Annotated in this window: 15 protein-coding genes; 2 read left to right on the top strand and 13 right to left on the bottom strand. The window is 70.3% G+C overall.

All coding sequences use genetic code 11. The features are described from left to right. Positions 1-3: 3 nt before the first annotated feature. The 6 genes from ACH4TV_RS24315 to ACH4TV_RS24290 form a co-directional block, all read right to left on the bottom strand. Positions 4-408, bottom strand: a complete 405-nt coding sequence (locus tag ACH4TV_RS24315; RefSeq protein ID WP_398401407.1) for a hypothetical protein — start codon at positions 406-408, stop codon at positions 4-6. A 222-nt stretch (positions 409-630) separates the two neighbouring features. After that, on the bottom strand, positions 631-2,778 hold the full coding sequence (locus tag ACH4TV_RS24310; RefSeq protein ID WP_398401405.1) for a beta-galactosidase: 2,148 nt from the start codon (positions 2,776-2,778) through the stop codon (positions 631-633). 51 nt (positions 2,779-2,829) lie between these two features. Next, positions 2,830-3,771: a carbohydrate ABC transporter permease gene (locus tag ACH4TV_RS24305; protein WP_398401403.1), complete on the bottom strand. Its 942-nt coding sequence runs from the start codon at positions 3,769-3,771 to the stop codon at positions 2,830-2,832. Continuing rightward, positions 3,768-4,709 (bottom strand): carbohydrate ABC transporter permease, encoded by a 942-nt coding sequence (locus ACH4TV_RS24300; protein ID WP_398401401.1) that lies wholly within the window; start codon positions 4,707-4,709, stop codon positions 3,768-3,770. Before ACH4TV_RS24300 ends, ACH4TV_RS24305 begins: the two co-directional genes overlap by 4 nt. Next, positions 4,709-6,094, bottom strand: coding sequence for an ABC transporter substrate-binding protein (locus tag ACH4TV_RS24295; RefSeq protein WP_398401399.1), 1,386 nt, complete (start codon positions 6,092-6,094; stop codon positions 4,709-4,711). Before ACH4TV_RS24295 ends, ACH4TV_RS24300 begins: the two co-directional genes overlap by 1 nt. A gap of 120 nt (positions 6,095-6,214) precedes the next feature. After that, positions 6,215-7,270, bottom strand: a complete 1,056-nt coding sequence (locus tag ACH4TV_RS24290) for a LacI family DNA-binding transcriptional regulator (RefSeq protein WP_398401397.1) — start codon at positions 7,268-7,270, stop codon at positions 6,215-6,217. 264 nt (positions 7,271-7,534) lie between these two features. Between ACH4TV_RS24290 and ACH4TV_RS24285 the strand changes: the two genes are divergently transcribed. Further along, positions 7,535-8,689: a M20 family metallopeptidase gene (locus tag ACH4TV_RS24285; protein ID WP_398401396.1), complete on the top strand. Its 1,155-nt coding sequence runs from the start codon at positions 7,535-7,537 to the stop codon at positions 8,687-8,689. Positions 8,690-8,753: 64 nt separating this feature from the next. Then, positions 8,754-8,930, top strand: coding sequence for a hypothetical protein (locus ACH4TV_RS24280; RefSeq protein WP_398401395.1), 177 nt, complete (start codon positions 8,754-8,756; stop codon positions 8,928-8,930). 59 nt (positions 8,931-8,989) lie between these two features. Here the strand turns inward: ACH4TV_RS24280 and ACH4TV_RS24275 are convergent, their stop codons facing one another. From ACH4TV_RS24275 to ACH4TV_RS24245, 7 genes are all read right to left on the bottom strand, one after another. Next, complete coding sequence (locus ACH4TV_RS24275; protein ID WP_398401394.1) at positions 8,990-11,122, bottom strand: ArnT family glycosyltransferase; 2,133 nt, start codon at positions 11,120-11,122, stop codon at positions 8,990-8,992. Beyond that, a complete protein-coding gene (locus ACH4TV_RS24270; RefSeq protein WP_398401392.1) occupies positions 11,119-11,457 on the bottom strand; it encodes a hypothetical protein in 339 nt (112 codons plus the stop codon). The genes ACH4TV_RS24275 and ACH4TV_RS24270 overlap by 4 nt, the downstream gene beginning before the upstream one ends. Next, positions 11,457-11,798, bottom strand: coding sequence for a glycosyltransferase (locus ACH4TV_RS24265; protein WP_398401390.1), 342 nt, complete (start codon positions 11,796-11,798; stop codon positions 11,457-11,459). Before ACH4TV_RS24265 ends, ACH4TV_RS24270 begins: the two co-directional genes overlap by 1 nt. A 125-nt stretch (positions 11,799-11,923) precedes the next feature. Further along, positions 11,924-12,529, bottom strand: coding sequence for a GTP-binding protein (locus ACH4TV_RS24260; RefSeq protein WP_398401388.1), 606 nt, complete (start codon positions 12,527-12,529; stop codon positions 11,924-11,926). Continuing rightward, on the bottom strand, positions 12,516-12,875 hold the full coding sequence (locus ACH4TV_RS24255; RefSeq protein ID WP_398401386.1) for a DUF742 domain-containing protein: 360 nt from the start codon (positions 12,873-12,875) through the stop codon (positions 12,516-12,518). Before ACH4TV_RS24255 ends, ACH4TV_RS24260 begins: the two co-directional genes overlap by 14 nt. 1 nt (position 12,876) lies before the next feature. Beyond that, a complete protein-coding gene (locus tag ACH4TV_RS24250) occupies positions 12,877-13,302 on the bottom strand; it encodes a roadblock/LC7 domain-containing protein (protein WP_398401384.1) in 426 nt (141 codons plus the stop codon). A gap of 14 nt (positions 13,303-13,316) precedes the next feature. Next, positions 13,317-15,782, bottom strand: coding sequence for a nitrate- and nitrite sensing domain-containing protein (locus ACH4TV_RS24245; RefSeq protein WP_398401382.1), 2,466 nt, complete (start codon positions 15,780-15,782; stop codon positions 13,317-13,319). Between the last annotated feature and the right edge of the window lie 84 nt (positions 15,783-15,866).

Genomic DNA, 15,866 nt, shown 5'->3' with positions numbered 1-15,866 from the left:
TCGTCACGAGGTGCAGACGTCCTTGAGTTTGTCGGCGGCGGCGTCGATCCTGCTGGAGTCCGGGGTCGTGTCGCCGTTCAGGATGGACTTGTTGTAGTCGTCGATGGCCTTGCCGAGGTCGTCGGCGGCCTTGTCGACCTCGTTGTCGTCCGTCTCCTTGTTGATCTTGTCCAGGTTCTTGTCGATGGTGTCGATGGAGTCGTCTGTCTTCGACGGATCCTTCACCGCGTCCCAGCCGGCTTCGTTGATCGCCTTGATGCTGTCCGAGATCGAGTCGGCGTTGCTGAGGCAGCCCAGGGAGTTGTCGAGGTCCTCGCAGCCGGTGAGGAGTCCGGCGGTCAGCGTGACGGCGGCAACGGTGGTGGCGATGGCGGCGGTACGACGTCCACGACGGCGGTTCGAGGGCATGGAGTGGGTCCCTTCACATCATTGGCTCGCGGTGCGATCTCTGACGACTACGATCCCGTCGCCGGCCCGCCACCACGAGGGACCGTTCTCCCGGATGCTTGGTGTAGCCCGCTACACCGTCCGACCGTCACCCCGCCCCGCGCATCGGGAGCGAAGAGGGGCCTGTTGACGTCGTACGACGCCAACAGGCCCCTCTTTCACGCCAGTTGACGTTCCCGCGCCTCAGGCCTCCGTGCTGAACACCCGGACGTCCCAGGCGCCGAGGTCCAGCTCGGTGCCCGTCGGGATCCCGGCGCCGCCGTCCAGTACGTCCGTCAGGTCGGCCGGGGCCGTGACGCGCACGGGCTCCCAGCTCCAGTTGTGGACGATGTGCACGCGCCGCCCGTCCTCGGAGGTGCCGGTGGTCGCCGTGACCGAGGCCGGGAGGTCACCCCAGGTGCTGCGGGCGCTGGGGGCCAGCCAGGTCGCCAGTTCCCGGGCGAGGTCGCGGCCCGGCACCGTGCCGACGTACGTCACCTGGCCCGCGCCGTGGCGGCGGGTGGTGACCGCGGGCCAGCGGCCGAAGTGCGGGTGGTCGTACGTGACCAGCGGCTCGGCGTCGGCGACGGTGAGACTGTCGGCCCAGTGCGTCGCCGTCGCGCCGTCCGGCAGTCGGAGCGGGCCGCCGGGCACGCCACGCACCGGGATCGCCTGCGCCAGGTTGCTGAACTCGTCGTAGCTGACGCCCGCCGCGTCCACCAGGCGCCCGGGGGCGAGTTCGTGGCGGGCCCGCGCCTCGTGGTCCGCGTACGCCGAGCGCGGGCCGAGGACCAGGTGGCCGCCCGCGTGGGCGTACGCGGCGAGCCAGTCGAGGGTCGTGTCGTCGACGACGTACAGCGCCGGGACGACCAGGACCGGGTGCCGGACCACCGCCTCCTCGGGGGTGAGGCCCTCCCGTTCGCCGCGCGGGTCGTGGAGCTGGCGGGCGTGGACGATCCGGACCTGGCGGCCGGCGTCGAAGGCGCCCCGGTAGAACGGGTCGAAGATGCGGTGGTAGGCGGTGGGGTCCGGGTCGCCGTCGGCGGTCGCGAGCGGCGGGTGCTTCTGCATCAGCCACTTGCTGGGCATCGAGTACACCATCGTGATGTCGGCGTCCGGCTCCAGCCCTGCGACGAGCGGGCCGGCGGCGTCGAACTCCGCGCCGAGGCGGGCGATCTCGGCATAGGTACGGCCGGGCCGGCCGCTGTGCGGCAGGACGCCGCCCCAGTAGGTCTCCGCGCCGAAGCGCAGGGTCTGCCACTGCCAGTACTCGATCATGCGGGCCCCGCGGCCGACGTGCGCCCAGGCGGCCTGGCGCCACTGGCCGTCGTAGCCGGGCCGGTTGTCCCACGCCATACCGATGCTCTGGGCGTTGGTCTCGGTGACCAGGAACGGCTCCTGACGCGAGGAGAACATCCAGTCGGCGGTCTGGTACATCGACCACACGCCGGTCGTCTTCCACTTCTGCTCGTGGTCGTCGGGCGTGGGGTCCGGCAGCAGCAGGCCGTCCTGCATGTCGTAGTACGGGTTGCCGGTGGCGATGTCGAGGCGGTCGGTGAGCTCGTCGTCCTCGATGGCGGAGCGGGTGTAGGAGATGCAGGTGGTGACGAACTGCCCGGGGCGGGCGTACTCGCGGACGATGTCGGCCTGCCAGCCGATGAACTCGGTGCACTGGCGGGCCTGGAACTCCCGCCAGGCGACGTCGTACTGCGGCTGCTCGTTGCCGTCCGGCGTCCACAGGTCGGCCCACGTGGACAGGCGGTGCGACCAGTAGACCAGGCCCCACTCGCGGTTGAGGGTCTCGACGTCCCCGTACTTCTCCCGCAGGTGGTCCACGAAGCGCTCGAAGACACCGCGGTTGTGGAGTTGGTGCAGGCCCGGCTCGTTGTCCACCTGGAAGCCGATGACCGCGGGGTGGTCGGCGTACCGCGCGACCATCTTGCGGATCACCCGCTCGGCGTGGAAGCGGAAGGCCGGGTGGGTGAAGTCGATCTCCTGGCGGGCGCCCCAGCCGAGGCGCTGCCCGGTGGCGTGCTCGGCGGTGATCTCCGGGTACTGGCGGGCCAGCCACGGCGGCGCCGCGTACGTCGGCGTGCCGAGGATGACGGAGATGCCGCGCTCGTGGGCGCCGTCGAGCACCGGCTGGAGCCAGTCCAGGTCGAAGCGGCCGTTCTCCGGCTCCCAGGTCGACCAGACCGACTCGCCGACCCGGATGACGGTGAAATGCGCGTCGGCCATCAGGTCCAGGTCGGTCTTGAGCCGCTCGTCGGGCTGGGGACGGTCGCCGTAGGCGGGCGTGTACTCGTGGTAGTACGCGGCGCCGAAGAGGACACGGGCAGGCAGAGCCGCCATGAAAGGGAACCTCCGAGGAAACGGTGAACAACGGTATGCGAAATGCGCGCGCTACTGCTTGACTCCGCCGGTGGCCAGACCGCTCTGCCAGTACCGCTGGAGCAGCACGAACGCCACGACCAGCGGGACCACCGAGATCATCGAGCCGGTCACGACGAGCGCGAGCATGTCGCTGCTGGCGCCCGCCCCGCCGTTCTGCGCCTGGGCGGCCCAGGCGGAGAGCCCGAGCGTGATCGGGTACAGATCCGAGTCGTTGAGCATGATCAGCGGCAGGAAGTAGTTGTTCCAGGTCGCCACCAGCGTGAACAGCAGCACGGTCACCAGACCCGGCGACAGCAGCCGCAGCACGATCAGGAAGAAGATCCGGAACTCGCCGGCCCCGTCCATCCGGGCCGCTTCGAGGATGCTGTCGGGCACGGCGTCCTGCGCGTACACCCGCATGAGATAGAGGCCGAAGGGACTCACCAGCGAGGGCAGGATGATCGCCCACGGCGTGTTCACCAGCCCCACCTTGGCGAACAGCAGGTACGTCGGAATGGCCAGCGCGGTCGTCGGCACCATGACCGCGCCGAGTACGAGGTTGAAGGCGGCGCCGTTCCCGCGGAACCGGAACTTGGCGAACCCGTACCCCGCCGCGGCCGCCAGCAGCGCGGCACCGACGGCGCTGACACCGGCGTACACGAAGGTGTTGATCAGCCAGCGCAGGAAGACGCCGTCGTCCTGGCTGAACGTCGCGCGGATGTTCGTCAGCAGTTGCGGGGCCTCGGAGAACCACAGGCCGAAGGTGTTGATCAGATCCCGGGTGCTCTTCGTCGAGGCGATCAGCAGCCAGACGAGGGGGAGGAGGAAGTAGGCGAGCACCGCCAGCATGGCGATCGTGAGGGGTGTGCTGCGGCGGCCGGACGGTTGCCGGCGCCGCCGCCGCTCGGCGGATGCGGATGCCTTGTCCGCCGTACGGACCACAGTGGTCGCAGGGGGAGTTGTGGTGGTCACGCGGGCCTCCTGCGGTTCGCGGTGAGCAGGAAGGCGTACGAGATGATCACGATGACCAGGCCGAGGAGGAAGGAGACGGCAGCCGCGTAGTTGATCTGCTGGCTGGTGAAGGCGAGCGTGTAGGCGTAGAGGTTGGCGGTGTACGAGCTGTCGATGACGTCCGGGACGATCTTCATCAGCAGGTTGGGCTCGTTGAAGAGCTGGAAGCTGCCGATCACCGAGAACAGCACGGTGAGGGTCAACGCGGGCCGCAGCGCCGGGAGTTTGATGGACCAGGCGACCCGCCAGGCCCCCGCGCCGTCCAGTGCGGCGGCCTCGTACAGGTCCGACGGAATGGTCCGCAGGGCCGCGTACAGGATGATCATGTTGTAGCCGACGAACTCCCAGGTCACGATGTTCGCCAGGCTGCCGAGCATCCAGCTGTCGGTCAGGAAGTGCGGGGCCGGCAGCCCCAGTTTGTCGCTGAGCTGGGCGAACGGGCCGAAGTCCGGGCCGTAGAGGTAGCCCCACATCAGGGTGGCGACCACGCTCGGGACGGCGTACGGCACGAAGATGCCCAGCCGGATCACCCGGGCCAGGCGCAGCAGGCCGCTGTCCAGCGCGAGCGCGAAGAGCAGGGCCAGCAGCAGCATCACCGGGACCTGGATCACGAAGAAGGTCGCCACCCGGACGACACCCTCGCGAAGCTCCGGGTCCTGGACCGCGGTGACGTAGTTCTGCAGGCCGACGAACGAGGTGCCGCCGATCAGCTTCTCCTCGAACAGGCTGAGGTAGGCGGCGTAGCCGAGCGGGGCGAGGAAGAGGAGGAGGAAGAGGACCATGAAGGGCGCGATGAACAGCGGGCCCGCCGCCCCGGGGCGCAGGCCGCCCCGGGAGCGGCGGCGCGCCGGGGCAGCGGACGCGGGCGACGCGGCCGGTGCTGTCGACGTCGTGGACATCAGGGGGCCGCCTTCACGGTGAAGCCCTGGCCCTTGGCGTAGGTGGTGATCCGGGACTGCCAGCCGCCGAGCGCGGCGACCGTGTCGGTCTTCCGGGCCAGGGACAGGCCGACGGTCTCCGTCCAGTCCGTGGCCACCTGGTCGAGGAACGGCGGCCACTGGAAGGCCGGGTCGACCTGGTCGCTGATGCCGGCGAAGACCTCGTTGACCTTCTGGCCGCCGTAGAAGGCGGGCGTGTCGCCGATGTAACTCGCGTCCGCCAGCAGGGCCTTGGTGGCCGGGAAGAAGAACTGCTTCGTCGCGAACATCTTCGCGCTCTCGGGGTCGGTGTTGAGGAACTTCGCGAACTCCGCCGCCGCGATGGGGTTCTTGGTCGACCGGATGACCGCGGTCGTCGAACCGCCCCAGTTGCCCGCGCTCGGCGCGGACGCGTCCCACTGCGGCATGGGCGCCGCCCGCCACTTGCCGGAGGTGTCCTTGGCCGAACCGGAGAGGAAGGCCGGGCCCCAGGCGCCGACGATCCAGGTGGCGTACTTGCCCTTGTTGAGCGCGGCGTACCAGGAGTCGGTGAAGTCGGGCTCGACCCCGATGACACCCTCCTGGGCCAGCCCGCCCCAGAACGCGCCGAGCTTCTTGGAGACCGCGTCGTCGACACTGATGGTGATGTCGCTCTTGCCGGAGGTGACGTACGGCTTGGCGCCCGCCTGCCACAACAGGCCGTGCCAGGCGGCCACTTGGTTCGCGGCGAGGTTGGTCAGATAGACGTCCGGGTCGGCCTTGTGCAGCTTGCGCGCGGCCTCGGCGAACTCGTCCCAGGTCTTGGGGACGTCGATGCCGTGCTTGTCGAAGATGTCCTGCCGGTACAGCATGCCCATCGGGCCGGTGTCCTGCGGGACCGCCCACACCTCGCCGCCGCTGCCGCTGACCTGGCCCCAGGTCCAGTCGACGAACGACGACTTGAGCTCCGAGGCGCCGTACGGCCGCAGGTCGAGCAGACTGTCGGTGATCGTGAAGGTCGGGATGGCCTGGTACTCGATCTGCACCATGTCCGGGGCACCGCTGCCGGCCTTGAGGGCCGTACGCAGCTTCGTGTACTGCGGGACGCCCTGACCGGCGTTGACGGCCTTGACCTTGATCGCCGGGTACTTCTTCTCGAACAGCGCGATCTCCTGCGCGATGTCCGGGACCCACGTCCAGAACGTCAGCTCGGTCGGTGTCTGCATGGCCTTGTCGATGTCGGCCTGGCTGACCGGCTCCGACGAGGTGGAGCCGCCGGACCCGCCCCCGCCACAGGCGGTCAGGGCCGCACCGAGCGAGGCGGCACCGGCCGCGGTGAGGAGGAGACGGCGGCTGATGGCAGAGGGAGAGGCGATGGTTTTGCGCATGGTGAACTCCGGCCGGGGGCGAAGGGAGAGAGGTGAGGAAAGGGGAGGCGACAGCCGGGAGGGCTGGTGTGTACCTGTGGGTCGGTACACGGCCTCTTGTCGGTGGGGCTGCGGGTGGAGCTACCGGTGGGGCGGGGGTGCGGTGGAGGACCGTACGACGAGGTCGACCGGTGGGTCGCTCGGCGGCAGGGGATCCGCGTCCGGGTTCTCGATGGCGTGCAGGAGCCGCTTGAGGCCTTCCTGCGCCACGGCGTCGAACGGCTGGCGGACCGTGGTCAGGGGCGGGGTGACGTACGCGGCGACCGGGATGTCGTCGAACCCGACCACGCTCACGTCGTCCGGCACACGCCGGCCGGCCTCCGTCAGCGCCCGGATCAGCCCGATCGCCATGTCGTCGTTGGCGGCGAACACGGCGGTCACCGACGGATCGGCCGCGAGTGCACGGCCCGCTGTGTATCCGGAGGCGGCCGACCAGTCGCCCACGACGACGGGCGGCTCGGGCGCGCCGTGGGCGGCGAGCGCCGCCCGCCAGGCGGCGAGCCGGTCCCTGGCCGCGTACCAGCGTGGCGGCCCGGAGAGATGATGGACCGTCAGATGTCCGAGATCCAGCAGGTGTTGGGTGGCGGCTCGAGTGAGGAGGTCCGCGCCGCCGCCCGAGGTGACCGGGCGGGGAGTGGCGAAGGGGGAGGGCGCACCGATGACCAGGACGGGTACGTCGACGTCGATGGAGATGTTCCCGCCGCCCGTTTCCTCGCCCTCGTCGATGGGCTCGGAGACGACGATGCCGTCCACTCCCTGTTCGAGGAGTGAGCGGACGGCGCCGGCGACGCCCGCGGGGTCGCCCTCCATCGTGTTGACGACCCGCAGCGCGTACCCGGTGTCCCGGACGGCGCGCTCGATGCCCATCAGCAGTGACGCGGGCCCGTACAGGGCGGTGCCCAGTGTCACCACCCCGATGGACCTCGTCCGCCCGGAGGCGAGGGCCCGGGCGGCGTTGTTCATCCGGTAGCCGAGGTCCTCGGCGGCCTGGAGAACACGGCGGCGCACGTCGTCGGAGACGTACCGCTCACCGTTGAGAACCCGGGACACGGTCTTCTGGGAGACCCCCGCGTGCCGCGCCACGTCGACGCTGCGCGGCGTCGACGAAGTGGCGCCCCGTCCTGTCTGTCGTGTCACGGTGACTCCCGGTTGCCGGTGCCCCACGGTAGCCGGAGGGTGGCTCGGGCTGCCGTGGGCTGAGTGGAACTGCGCTGGACTGACCTGTGACGGCGCTCGACCGAGTTTCTGACTGCGCTGTCATGACTGCGCAGTCATATCTACGCACTCGGAGCGGGCGCGTCAAGGGGTCACGCAATCCCGGCGTAACTTTCGGCGTCGGGTTTCTTGGGTAGTTACCGGCTTTCCCCTGCCTTTTCTTCCTGTGTACGAGGAGAGCCGCCCGTGCCGTTGCGCGACATCGAGTCCCTTGCCCGCACCGCCCTGCCCGAGATGACCGACGACCTGCGGACACTGGTCGCATACGAAACCCCCAGTGACGACAAAGAACTGCTGACCGCCGGACTCGCCGCCATCGAAACCTGGGCGCACCGGCGTCTCGGCCCGCCCGACGAGGCGCTGCGCCACGACGGCGGCGCGTACGGAGACGTACTGGAGCTCCTCTACCGGGGCACCTCGCAGACGACGGTGCTGCTGCTCGCCCACTACGACACCGTGTGGCCGGCCGGCACTCTCGCCGAGTGGCCGTTCACGGTGACGGACGACGGCCGGGTGAGCGCGCCGGGCGCCTTCGACATGAAGTGCGGACTGGTGCAGGCGGTCTGGGCGCTGCGCCTGCTGCGGGAACGGAACCTGCCGCGTCCCACGGTGCGGCTGCTCCTCAACGGCGACGAGGAGATCGGCAGCCCGTTCTCCCGCCCCCACATCGAACGGCTCAGCGAGCATGTGGCGGCCACGCTGGTGTGCGAGCCGGCGGCGGGGGAGGAGGGCGACCTGAAGACGGCCCGCAAGGGCGTCGGCCTCTTCGAGGTGGCCGTGGAGGGGGTGGAGGCACACGCGGGCCTCGACCCGTACGGCGGCGCGAGCGCGGTGCACGCCCTTGCCGAACTGGTCACGCGCATCGCCGGGTTGGGCTCGCGCGAACACGGCACCACGGTCAACGTCGGTGTGATCAGCGGCGGTACGGGACGCAACGTCATCGCCGGACACGCCCGCTGCGGTGTCGACGTGCGCATCGCCGACCCCGCCGAGGCGACCCGGATCGACAGCGAACTGGCCGCCCTCACGGCCTCCGACCCCCGGGTGCGGGTGTCCGTCACCGGCGACTGGAACCGTCCGGCGATGGTGCCGACGCCGGCCTCCCAACTCCTCTTCAAACAGGCCGAGTCGGTGGCGGTCGAGCTTGGACTGGCGATCCGTCAGACAGCTGTGGGCGGGGCGAGCGACGGCAACTTCGTCTCCGCGTTGCGACGCCCGGTCCTGGACGGCCTGGGCCCGGTGGGCGGAGGCGCCCATGCCCGCGACGAACACGTGGTGCTGGCCCATGTCCCGGCCCGCGTCGCGCTGCTCGCGGGCCTGTTGACGGCTCACGCGGAATAGGAGTCCGTCCGGGGCCCTCACGTACGCTGGAGGAACAGTCGGCTCAGCGGAACGGGGATGTGGGATGACGTACGACGTGAAGACCACGGAGACTGTCGAGGCGGCGCGGCAGGCCCGGTTCGGGCAGTTGCCGGAGCGGATACGGGTGGAGGACATGGTCGCCGGGCAGCCGGCCTCGGTGCCGGATCCGGCGAGGGACGCGTACAACGAGGACGAGTGGCTGGTCCGGTACTGCCTGTGAGGAAGGGCGGGCCGCCGGACAGTGTCCGAGGGCCCGCCCTGCAGGGAGATGCGGGTCGGTCAGCTGACGTCGGTGGCGTCCAGGCGGTACAGGCCGCTGCTGGTCGACGTGGACGTGGTGGACGTGGACGTCGTTGTCGGCGAACTGGTGCTGTACGCCGATGAGTTGACCGCCGTGCCGTTCTCCTTCACCCAGGTGGCGATCTCCGCGTCGGTGCCCTGGCCGCCGTCGCTGCTGACGATGATGTAGTGCAACTTCCCGGACTTCACGAGGCTCTTGAGCTTGGCCAGGGTCATCGCGTTGTCGCTGCCCGACCAGCCGCCCATGGAGATCACGGGCTGACCCGACTCCAGGATGATCGAGGACGCCGTCTGGTCGGTGGCCACCGCCAGCAGCCAGGTGGCCCCGTCCTGGTGCTTCTTGAGGTACGTGATCATGTCGGACGACACTTGGGTGCCGCCGCCCATGCCGCCACCGCCGCCGTCACCGCTCGGACGCGTGCCGGACGACGAGGAGTTGCCGGACGGGGGCGTCCCCATGGACTGGCTGCCGCTGTTGCTCGTACCGCTGCTGCCGCTCGTACCCGTGGAGCCCTGCGGAGCACCGCCATCGCCGCCACCCATACCGCCGCCCATGCCGCCGCCCGTGCTGGGGCCGGCCGTCGGGTTCGTGCCGTTGGTGGAGCTGGTGGCCGCCGAGAGGGAGTAGGCCGCGGGGCCCGCCAGGAGGGCGACGACCGCTGCCAGGGCCGCGATGCCCAGCAGGCGCCGGCGCCGCATGAAGCGGCCGGCCAGCAGGCCGAGGACCGAGACCGTGGCCGCCACGGCCACCACGATCTCCGCGACCGTGTACAGCGTGCCGGAGCCGGACACCCGCTGGAGCAGGACGACCGCCCAGACCGCGCTCGCCGCGACCGCCACCGGGAGAACCCACGCCCACTTGGCCGCCGCACCCTCCCGGAAGGCCCGGTAGAGCATGACGCCGCCGGCGCCGGCCAGGGCCGCGATACCCGGGGCCATGGCGGTGACGTAGTACGGGTGGAAGGTGCCCTCCGCGAGGGCGAAGGTCAGGTAGTGCACGACGAACCAGCCGCCCCACAGCATCAGCGCCGCGCGCTTGGCGTCGGTGCGGGGGGCTCGGCCGCGTAGGACCAGGCCGGCCACGAGGGCGATCAGGGCGAAGGGGATCAGCCAGGAGATCTGGCCGCCCATGATCTCGTTGAACATCCGGTAGATGCCCGAACTGCCCCCGAAGCTCGCGCCGTTGCCCGCCGAACCAGCCGACGAACTCGCCCCGAAGATACGGCCGAAGCCGTTGTAGCCGATCACCAGGTCCCAGACCGTGTTGTCGGTCGAACCGCCGATGTACGGGCGGGAGGAGGCCGGGATCAGGTCGACGACCACCATCCACCAGGCGGAGGAGACGACCAGTGCCACCGTGGCCACCGCCAGGTTGCGGATGCGCCTGCCGAGGCCCGCGTTCGCCGCCCAGAGGTAGACCAGGAAGAAGACCGGCAGGACGACGTACGCCTGCATCATCTTGGTGTTGAAGGCGAAGCCGATCGCCACCGCCGACCACACCAGCGGCATCAGCCGGCCGGTGCGCACGGACTTCATCAGGGCCGCCGCGCCCAGCAGCATCAGGAAGACCAGGATCGGGTCCGGGTTGGTGTCCCGGGTGATCGCCACCGTGATGGGGGTGAGGGCGAGCGCGAGAGCCGCGACCGTCGCCGCCACCGGGCCGAAGTCACGCTTGACCATGCGGTGCAGCAACGCCACCGAGCCGGTGCCCACCGCGACCATCGGCAGCATCAACTGCCAGGTGCCGTAACCGAATACGCGGGCCGACAGGCCCATCACCCAGAGGGCGAAGGGGGGTTTGTCGACGGTGATGAAGCTGCCCGAGTCCAACGCCCCGAAGAAGAACGCCTTCCAGCTCTTCGTGCCGCTGTACACGGCCGCGTTGTAGAAGGTGTTGCCGGTGATGGAGGGCAGGTTCCAGGCGTACAGGGCCGTGGCCAGCAGCAGGATGACCCAGAGGGCGGGGCGGGTCCAGCGCGGGTCCTCGGGGGCGCCGGTGAACAGGCGTTTGGCGCGGGCCGCGAGGCCTCCGCCGCCGGTCGGGGGTTCGGCCCGGCGGCTGGGGTGCGGCGGCGCGCTGTTCCGGGTCGGCGGCGGGGCGAGGGTCGTCATGACGCGTACTCCAAGCTGGGGGCGGGGCTGCTGGTGTGCTGAGGCGCGCCGGTCGGACTCTGGCTGCTCTGTGCGGGCCTGCGGTGCGGTACGGGGATCCGGGCGCGGCCGGTGAGACTGCCGCGCAGCATCCGGCGTATGCCTCTGAGGTCGTCGAGGGCGGTGCGGACGATGTCCACGCGGCTGTCGGGGTCGTCGACCCGGTCGACCGGCACTTCGTGGATGCGCAGGCGGTTGGGCTGGGCCAGGACCAGCAACTCGTGCTTCGGGCCGCGCACCACGTCGGACTGGCGGTGCAGCCGGCTGCCGATGGCCACGGCGCTGTGGAGATCCATCAGAAGCGCCCTAGGCCCGTGGACAGGCCGACGTCCATGTACGCGACCACGTCGGCCGTCGAGCGGCTCCACACGTGCTTCAGGGCGCGCCCACGGCCCTTGGCGTCCAGATGGACGGCGTGGACGTGGGGGAGGCGGAGCGTCAGGTCGGTCGCCGCCTGCCAGGTGGCGTCCGTACTGGCGTTGTCAGCAACCGTGATCCGGAACGGGAACGGGAAGGAGGCTTCGGGGTAGGCGTGGAGACGGCCGATGCTCCCGGCGAGTACGTGCGCCTCGTTGTACACCGGCACCACGGTCTCGACCGAACGCTGCCGGACGCCTCTCGCGTTCGTTTCGTTCATGCCAGTGACGATCGGGGCCGTATCTGGGGCGACCCTGAGGCGATCCTGAGCGAGGTATGAGAATCAGCGAACTCACAGGCTGCCCACAGGGACCAGGTCGTCCTGGCACCTGCTTACACGTGACTTCAGGCCGTGTGCGCGTTTCCGCCGCCCGGGGCCGCCGACGCTATCAACTGGTCGATCAGCGCGATCAGCACGTCCCGGCACGACTCCCGGTCCCGTGCGTCGCACAGGAGGACCGGAGTGTGCTCCGGCAGTGCCAGCGCCTCCCGGATCTCGTCCGGCTCGTACGGATGCTCACCGTGGAAGCCGTTCACCCCGACGACGAACGGGATGTCCCGGCGCTCGAAGAAGTCGATCGCCGCGAAGCTGGACTCCGGCCGGCGCACGTCGATGAGGACCACGGCCCCCAGCGCGCCGATCGACAGGTCGTTCCACATGAACCAGAACCGCTGCTGTCCCGGCGTACCGAAGAGGTACAGGATCAGTTCCTGGCTGAGGGTGATGCGGCCGAAGTCGAGGGCCACGGTGGTGGCCTTCTTCTCCTCGATGCCGTCGAGATCGTCGATGCCGAGGCCGGCCGTGGTCAGGGGTTCCTCGGTGCGCAGGGGCACGATCTCGCTGACCGCGCCGACCATCGTCGTCTTGCCCACGCCGAAGCCGCCGGCGATGAGGATCTTGACCGTGTCGGGCGCCGAGGTCCCGTTCGCGGTCGGGTCAGAGCCGGCCAAGGCCGTCCCTCACTTTCTGGAGCAGGTCCATGTCCGTGGTGCGCGAGATCTGGCGCGGGGACCGGGCGGTGATCCGGCCGGCCTCCAGCAGGTCGCAGAGCATGATGCAGACCACGCTGACCGGCAGGTCCAGATGTGCGGCGAGTTCCGCCACCACGATCGGGCGTGCGCACAGCCGCAGGATCCGAGCGTGCTCGGGCTGCGGCCGGGTACCCCCGTCGGGCTGCGGATCCACCGCCGTGACCGAGGTGATCAGCGTGAAGTCCGCGCGGCTGGGCTTGGTGCGCCCGCCGGTGAGTGCGAACGGCCGTACGAGTCGGCCGGCCGCGTCCCCCCCTCCGCTCACCTCACTCGCCGGCCGCGCCGGAGACCCCGGCGCGCGGGGCCGCGCTGAGGTGCTCACCTATCTTCTTCACCAGCATGTTCATCTGGTACGCCACCACACCGACGTCCGCGCCCTGGCTGGTCAGCACCGCGAGATGGGCCCCGGGGCCGGCCGCGGTGAGGATCAGGTAGCCGTTGCGCATCTCGATCAGCGCCTGGCGCACCGGGCCGCCGCGGAAGTCCATGCTGACGCCCTTGCTGAGGCTCATCAGCCCGGACGCGGTCGCCGCGAGGCGCTCGGCGTCGTCGCGCAGGAACGCCGTCGACCTGCTGACGACCAGTCCGTCCTCGGAGAGCACCACGGCGTGGTTCACCTCGGCTACCCGGTCCACGAGTCCGGTGAGCAATTGGTCGAGCTCGGTGTGCGTGGCGGGGGTGGGGCGTGTCATTTCTCTGTCCTTCATCAGCGGTCTGCGGGCGGCGTCGAGGTGACTGGAGTGCCTGCGGCGGGGAGCTGTGCACCAGGTTCCTGAAGCGCGGTGTCCTCCCCATGGTCGTACTGCTCTTCGGCGTCGTCGTCACGGGCCTGGAGGGTGCCGCGCTGGAAACCGGACAGCGAGTTGGCGGCGCGCTCCGCCGAGAACTCGTCGAACCCGTCCTCGGACGTACCGTCGCCCTCGGTGTCCTCCAGCAGTTCGGCGGCCAGGCTGGTCTGCGGCACCCGGCGCGGCAACGGGGTGAGCCCGCCCTTGCGGGTGCCGCCGCCGCCCGCTTCGGCTTTCCGGTCGGTGCCCTGATCAGCGCCCCGCCCGGCGCTCCGGGCCGCCCCGGCCAGGGCGGCGGGGCGGGGAGCGGAAACGGCGTCGGCCGTCCGGGTCCGGGTCACGACGGGCACCGTCTCCCGGATGCGCTCGTGCGACAGACGCTCCGACGCGAGGGGTGCGGGCGCCTCGCCGGACGCGTCCATCGCGGCCGGGCACTTCCCGTCCGGCGCGGTGAGTTCACGTACGACGACATCGTGCGGGATCAGTACGATCGCCGTCGTACCGCCGTAGGGCGAGGAGCGCAGCGTGACGTGGATGCCGTGCCGGACGGCGAGGCGCGCGATCACGAACATGCCGAGCCGCAGGTCGTCGGCGAGCGCCACCACGTCGAACTGCGGGGCCTGGGCCAGGTGTTCGTTGAAGGACGCGTAGTCCTCCTCGGACATCCCCAGGCCGCGGTCCTCGATCTCGATGGCCAGCCCCTTGGCGACCATCGCGGCCCGTACGCCCACCGGGCTGGGCGCGGGGGAGTAGGCGGTCGCGTTGTCGATCAGCTCGGCCAGCAGGTGGATGACGTCGGCCACCGCGGGCGGCGCGAGGTACACCTCCTCCTCGGTCTGCACCTCGACGCGCTGGTACTCGGCGACCTCGCCGACGGCGCTGCGCAGGATGTCGATCAGCGCGACCGGTTCGGTCCAGCTGCGGCCGGGCCGCTCGCCGCTGATGATGACGAGGTTCTCCTCGTAGCGGCGCAACTGGCTGGCCGTGGAGTCGAGTTCGTACAGCCCCTTGAGAATTTCCGGGTCCTGGTGGGCGCGTTCCAGCGCGTCCAGCTTGGTGAGCTGGAGGTTGACCAGGTTCTGGCTCTGCCGGGCGATGCCCAGGATGACCTTCTGGAAGCCCCGCCGGGTGTCGGCGAGTTCGACCGCGGTGTGTACGGCGGTGCGCTGCGCGGCGTTGAACGCGTGGGCCACCTGGCCGAGTTCGTCGTGGCCGTAGTCCAGCGGCGGGGTCGCCGACTCGACGTCGACCTTCTCGCCCCGGTTGAGCCGCGCGACCACGTCCGGCAGCCGTTCCTCGGCCAGGCCCAGGGTGGCCATGCGCAGTCCGCGCAGCCGACGGGACAGGGACCGGGTGATGCGCCAGGACAGGACGATGCACAGCAGCAGCGCGACGAATCCGCCGGCGCTCAGCGAGGCGGCCTTGATCAGCAGCGACCGCGCTTCGTCGGCGCTGCGGCTGAGCAGCCCCCTGGTCTCGTCGTGGATGAGAGAGCCGTACTGGACGCTCAGTTCGTCCATCGCGGCGGACCACTGCTTCTGCTTGTCGGGCAGGGTGATCTTCTGGTCGGTGCCGCCGCCGGGCGTACCCGACGCGAGCACCTGGTCCTCGATGGAGGTCAGGGTCCGCCAGGCGGACCCCTGCAGGATCGATTCGGTACGGGTCTTCGCCGTGCCGCTCAGCGACTGGATCAGCTGGTCCTCGACGACCCAGCGCCGGGCGCTGACCAGCCGGACGTACGCCTCCCACTGCTTCTGGTCGAACCGGCCCGAGGGCCAGGACAGGGCGAGCTGCGAGTCCTCCTGGGCGACCAGTTCGGCCGCCTGCTCCAGCGAGACGAGCGGGCCGGCCTGCGAGGTGAGGTCGCCGTCGTCGACCTGGGAGAGCTCCTGGAAGGCCTGGATCTGGTTGCGGATGATCGACGAGTACTGGTCCACCACCTGTTGGGCGGAGATGTCGGTGAGGTGGTCGACCTGGCCGCGGTAGTACTCCAGGCTGCCCGTCGCCGCGATGACCGAGTACATCCGCTCCCCGATACGGTCGGGGGCCTCCTGGATCGCCTTGGTCTGACCGACCAGTTTCGCGACCGCCGCGTTCGTCTCTTGGCGCTGCGCGTCCAGGGCGGTGCGGTCGCCCTTGGGCGAGGACAGCCACTGGGCCGACAGCGTGCGTTCCCTCTGCAGCGCCAGCGTGGCATCGGTGCCCATGGCACCCGTCGCCTTGCTGAGCCCCGTCTGGTCCCGCAGGGCCAGCCCCTCGGAGAACATCTGAATCGTCGTCACGCCCCACATGGCGGCGAGGGTGACGCTGGGGACCAGCGCGAGCAGGATCAGCGAGAGACGTATGGAGCCGAGACGGCGCCGGGCACCTTTGCGTGGAGGCATCGTCGTCCTAGGGCGATCAGCGATGGGCGGAAGGGACAGAAGAATGGTGAAAGCGGAGCAGAAGCGGAACACGGCAGGGTCCGC

It is taken from the genome of Streptomyces sp. NPDC020898 (genome assembly GCF_044333925.1).
In the GTDB taxonomy this organism is placed as follows: Bacteria; Actinomycetota; Actinomycetes; order Streptomycetales; family Streptomycetaceae; genus Streptomyces.
The sequence above is the reverse complement of the archived record's forward strand: the minus strand, read 5'-3'. Positions and strand labels throughout refer to the sequence as shown.

Excerpts from the sequence above, each read along its gene's own strand:
- ACH4TV_RS24315 (WP_398401407.1), bottom strand. The coding sequence starts at position 408 with ATGCCCTCGAACCGCCGTCGTGGACGTCGTACCGCCGCCATCGCCACC.
- ACH4TV_RS24310 (WP_398401405.1), bottom strand. The coding sequence starts at position 2,778 with ATGGCGGCTCTGCCTGCCCGTGTCCTCTTCGGCGCCGCGTACTACCAC.
- ACH4TV_RS24300 (WP_398401401.1), bottom strand. The coding sequence starts at position 4,709 with ATGTCCACGACGTCGACAGCACCGGCCGCGTCGCCCGCGTCCGCTGCC.
- ACH4TV_RS24295 (WP_398401399.1), bottom strand. The coding sequence starts at position 6,094 with ATGCGCAAAACCATCGCCTCTCCCTCTGCCATCAGCCGCCGTCTCCTC.
- ACH4TV_RS24280 (WP_398401395.1), top strand. The coding sequence starts at position 8,754 with ATGACGTACGACGTGAAGACCACGGAGACTGTCGAGGCGGCGCGGCAG.
- ACH4TV_RS24275 (WP_398401394.1), bottom strand. The coding sequence starts at position 11,122 with ATGACGACCCTCGCCCCGCCGCCGACCCGGAACAGCGCGCCGCCGCAC.
- ACH4TV_RS24270 (WP_398401392.1), bottom strand. The coding sequence starts at position 11,457 with ATGGATCTCCACAGCGCCGTGGCCATCGGCAGCCGGCTGCACCGCCAG.
- ACH4TV_RS24265 (WP_398401390.1), bottom strand. The coding sequence starts at position 11,798 with ATGAACGAAACGAACGCGAGAGGCGTCCGGCAGCGTTCGGTCGAGACC.
- ACH4TV_RS24250 (WP_398401384.1), bottom strand. The coding sequence starts at position 13,302 with ATGACACGCCCCACCCCCGCCACGCACACCGAGCTCGACCAATTGCTC.
- ACH4TV_RS24245 (WP_398401382.1), bottom strand. The coding sequence starts at position 15,782 with ATGCCTCCACGCAAAGGTGCCCGGCGCCGTCTCGGCTCCATACGTCTC.